This is a genomic window from Caballeronia sp. NCF2, assembly GCF_023631205.1.
In the GTDB taxonomy this organism is placed as follows: Bacteria; Pseudomonadota; Gammaproteobacteria; order Burkholderiales; family Burkholderiaceae; genus Caballeronia; species Caballeronia zhejiangensis.
This window is the reverse complement of the sequence record NZ_JALQDN010000107.1, coordinates 1-3695: the sequence shown is the minus strand read 5'-3', so window position 1 is coordinate 3695 and position 3695 is coordinate 1. Positions and strand designations below refer to the sequence as shown.

Annotated in this window: 5 protein-coding genes; all 5 read right to left on the bottom strand. The window is 62.9% G+C overall.

Annotation, left to right across the window (positions count from 1 at the left end; all coding sequences use genetic code 11):
• Positions 1–11: 11 nt before the first annotated feature.
• Positions 12–1100 (bottom strand): 1,2-phenylacetyl-CoA epoxidase subunit PaaE, encoded by a 1089-nt coding sequence (paaE, locus tag NCS02_RS36050; RefSeq protein ID WP_008352720.1) that lies wholly within the window; start codon positions 1098–1100, stop codon positions 12–14.
• A 28-nt stretch (positions 1101–1128) separates the two neighbouring features.
• Complete coding sequence (gene paaD / locus NCS02_RS36045; RefSeq protein ID WP_008352721.1) at positions 1129–1641, bottom strand: 1,2-phenylacetyl-CoA epoxidase subunit PaaD; 513 nt, start codon at positions 1639–1641, stop codon at positions 1129–1131.
• Entirely contained in the window at positions 1641–2441 is an 801-nt protein-coding gene (paaC, locus tag NCS02_RS36040) for a 1,2-phenylacetyl-CoA epoxidase subunit PaaC (RefSeq protein ID WP_008352722.1), read from the bottom strand. Before paaC ends, paaD begins: the two co-directional genes overlap by 1 nt.
• Before the next feature lie 11 nt (positions 2442–2452).
• Positions 2453–2737, bottom strand: coding sequence for a 1,2-phenylacetyl-CoA epoxidase subunit PaaB (paaB, locus tag NCS02_RS36035; RefSeq protein ID WP_008349546.1), 285 nt, complete (start codon positions 2735–2737; stop codon positions 2453–2455).
• Between the two features lie 17 nt (positions 2738–2754).
• Positions 2755–3695 (bottom strand): 1,2-phenylacetyl-CoA epoxidase subunit PaaA (gene paaA, locus NCS02_RS36030; protein WP_250523704.1); only part of this gene is annotated, 941 nt, incomplete at its 5' end.

Sequence of the window (3695 nt, the reverse complement as noted above, 5' to 3'; positions counted from 1 at the left end):
CGGGACGTCGCTTACCGCTCGTCGAAGCTCACAACCACGCGCTCGCTCACCGGATGGCACTGGCAGGTCAGCACGAAACCCTCATCGATCTCGTGTTGTTCGAGCGTGTAGTTCTTGTCCATCTTCACTTCGCCTTCGAGCACTTTCGCGCGGCACGTGCAGCACACCCCGCCCTTGCACGCGTACGGCAACGCGAGCCCTGCCTTCAGACCGACATCGAGCACGCTCACGCCTTCATAAGGCAGACGCAGCTTGCGCTTCTTGCCATCGATGACCAGTTCCAGATCCGCCGCCGGCGTGCTCTCCGTAATCTCGATCGTCGGCGCACCCGCCTGCGGCAACGGCGTGCCGAAGCGCTCCACATGAATCTGCTTCGGCGGCACGCCCGCTTCTTTCAGTGCGGCTTCAGCGGCATCCATCATCGGGCCGGGGCCGCAGATGAACGCTTCATCGATCTCTTCAGGCGAGAGCAGCGTCGAAAGAAACGCCTTGCACTTCTCTTGATCCAGCACGCCGTTGAACAACTCGACATCCTGCAAATCATCGGACAGCACGTGATACAGCGAGAACCGGTCCATATACCGGTTCTTCAGATCCTCGAGTTCTTCGGCGAACATGATCGCGTCGACACTGCGATTGCCGTACACCAGCGTGAAGCGGCTCGTCGGCTCCATGTCCAGCGTCGTCTTGATGATCGCCAGCACCGGCGTGATGCCCGAGCCGCCCGAGAACGCCACGTAATGCTTCGCGTGATCCGCGTTCAGATGCGTGAAGAAGCGTCCGTCGGGCGTCATCACCTCGATCTCATGGCCCGGCTTCAAGGTCTCGAACGCGAAGTTCGAGAAGCGCCCGCCGCGCACGCGCTTGATGCCGATGCGCAATTCGCCATCGCGATCGTAGTCGGTCACGCCCACGCAGATCGAATACGAGCGGCGCGTCTCCTCGCCATCGATATGCGTCTTGAGCGTCACGAACTGGCCCTGCGTGAAGCGAAACGCATCGCGCAATGCGGGCGGCACATCGAATGAAACAGTGAGCGCATCGGCGGTTTCGGGGCGCACGTCGCGAATGCGCAGCGGATGAAATTGCGGAGTCGCCATGTTTTCTCGGCTCGCTTGTCAGTGAGGTTCAGTACGGCTTGAAGTAATCGAACGGCTCGCGGCAATCGATGCATCGATACAACGCCTTGCACGCCGTCGAGCCGAATTGCGCCAGCTTCTCCGTGTGCGTCGAGCCGCAGCGCGGGCACGCGATCGTCGCGGGCTTGCGCGCCACGAAGCGGATCGGCTTCTCTGCGCTGCCGCATGCGCCCGTCGGCGGCGCGATGCCGTAGCGGCGCAGCTTCTCGCGCGCGTCATCGGTGATCCAGTCGGTCGTCCACGCAGGCGCCAGCACCGTCTCGATGCGATGCGCGCCGAGTTGCGCATCATCGATCGCTTTCGCGATGTCCTCAGCAATCTGCGACATCGCAGGACAGCCCGAGTACGTCGGCGTGATCACCACTTCGAGCACGCCATCGTCGCCGTGACGCACATCGCGCAAGATGCCCAGCTCGCGAATCGATACCACCGGAATCTCCGGATCGGGCACCGACTCGAGCACGTGCCACGCGCGTTCGATCGTGGTTTGCATGGCCTGCATTACCAGCTCGCACCCGGATGCTGACGCGCCAGGCTCTGCATCTCCGCCAGCAGATAACCCATGTGCTCCGAGTGCTCGCCTTGCTTGCCCGTCGTGACGTGCTGCACTTCTACGGGCGCTCGGAGCGTCGCTTCATCGAGCGCCGATGCAACCTGCTCGCGCCACGCCGCTTCGAACTCGCTCGCCAGCGGCGCGATGCCCGCATCGGCGACGGCCTGTTCGATTGCATCGGTCGCGAAGAACTCGCGCGTGTACGGCATCAGATAATCGAGCGCAGCCTGCGCACGCCGATGCGACTCCGCAGTGCCATCGCCGAAACGCACCAGCCAGTCGCGCGCGTGATGCAGGTGATAGCTCGTCTCCTTGATCGACTTCGCCGCGATCGCCGCGAGTTGCGCATCGTTCGATGATTGCAATGCGCTCCACACTTCCATCATCAACGCCGAGTACAGGAAGTTGCGCACGATCGTCACCGCGTAATCGCGCTCCGTGCGCGTCGTGCCCGCGAGCGGGCCGAAGTGCGGCAACTCCGCGATCGTGTAGTTGGCGAACTCGCGCTCGGTGCGGAAGTACGCGTAATCGTCTTCGGTCTTTTTGTTGCCGTTGAGCGATGCTTCGAGCGAAGCAGCATGCGTGTAGAGCAAACGCGCCTGACCGATCAGATCCAGACTGATGTTCGCCAGCGCAATATCCTCTTCCAGTGCCGGGCCGTGACTGCACCACTCCGCGTTGCGCTGTCCGAGAATCAGCGCGTTGTCGGCAAGACGCAGCACGTAGGCGAGATGTTCTTTCTGGCTCATGTCGCGCGCCCTTACATGTGATTGATTTCGTCGGGCAGCACGAAGAACGTCGGATGCCGATAGATCTTGTCGCCCGCGGGCTCGAACAACTCGGCCTTGTCTGCCGGGTCCGATGCCGTGATCGCCGCCGAGGGCACCACCCAGATGCTCACGCCTTCCTGACGACGCGTGTACACGTCGCGCGCCATGCGCAACGCCGCGCCCGCGTCCGGTGCGTGCAGGCTGCCGCAATGCTTGTGATCCAGTCCCTGCTTGCTGCGCACGAACACTTCCCAGATCGGCCATTCCTTGTTCATCTTCATCGTCTCCATGCTCATGCAGCTTGTTGGTGGGCGCGGGCTTTTTGCTTCTCGGCATACGCCAGTGCGGCTTCGCGAACCCACGCGCCGTCATCGTGCGCCTTCACGCGCGTGGCGAGGCGCTCCTTGTTGCACGGACCGTCGCCGTTGACCACGCGCCAGAACTCGTCCCAGTCGATCGCGCCGTAGTCGTGCGCTTGCCGCGCTTCGTTCCACTTCAAATCGGGATCGGGCAATGTGACGCCGAGGATCTTCGCCTGCTCGACGGTCGCATCGACGAACTTCTGACGCAGGTCATCGTTCGAGATGCGCTTGATGCCCCACGCGAACGACTGGCCGCTGTGGATCGAATCCTTGTCGCTCGGGCCGAACATCATCAGCACCGGCCACCACCAGCGGTTCACCGCCTGCTGCACGAGGTCCTTCTGCGCTTGCGTGCCTTTCATCATCGCGAGCAGCGCGTCGAAGCCCTGGCGTTGGTGGAACGACTCCTCCTTGCAGATGCGGATCATCGCGCGGGCATACGGCCCGTAGGTGCAGCGGCACAGCGGAATCTGGTTCATGATCGCGGCGCCATCGACGAGCCAGCCGATCACGCCGACATCGGCCCACGTGGGTGTCGGATAGTTGAAGATGCTCGAATATTTCGCCTTGCCTGCGTGCAGCGCGGCGACCAGTTGATCGCGCGAGACGCCCAGTGTTTCGGCCGCGCTGTAGAGGTACAGACCGTGGCCGCCTTCGTCCTGCACCTTCGCGAGCAGAATCGCCTTGCGTTTGAGGCTCGGCGCGCGGCTGATCCAGTTGCCCTCGGGCTGCATCCCGATGATCTCCGAATGCGCGTGCTGCGAGATCTGACGCACCAGCGTCTTGCGATACGCCTCGGGCATCCAGTCCTGCGGCTCGATCTTGCCGTCGGCCTGCATCACCGCGTCGAAGCGGGTTTGGGCGGCGGAGG

Bases quoted from the DNA above. Each gene is read 5' to 3' on its own strand.
- paaB (WP_008349546.1), bottom strand. From the start codon at position 2,737: ATGAACAAGGAATGGCCGATCTGGGAAGTGTTCGTGCGCAGCAAGCAG.
- paaD (WP_008352721.1), bottom strand. From the start codon at position 1,641: ATGCAGGCCATGCAAACCACGATCGAACGCGCGTGGCACGTGCTCGAG.
- paaC (WP_008352722.1), bottom strand. From the start codon at position 2,441: ATGAGCCAGAAAGAACATCTCGCCTACGTGCTGCGTCTTGCCGACAAC.
- paaE (WP_008352720.1), bottom strand. From the start codon at position 1,100: ATGGCGACTCCGCAATTTCATCCGCTGCGCATTCGCGACGTGCGCCCC.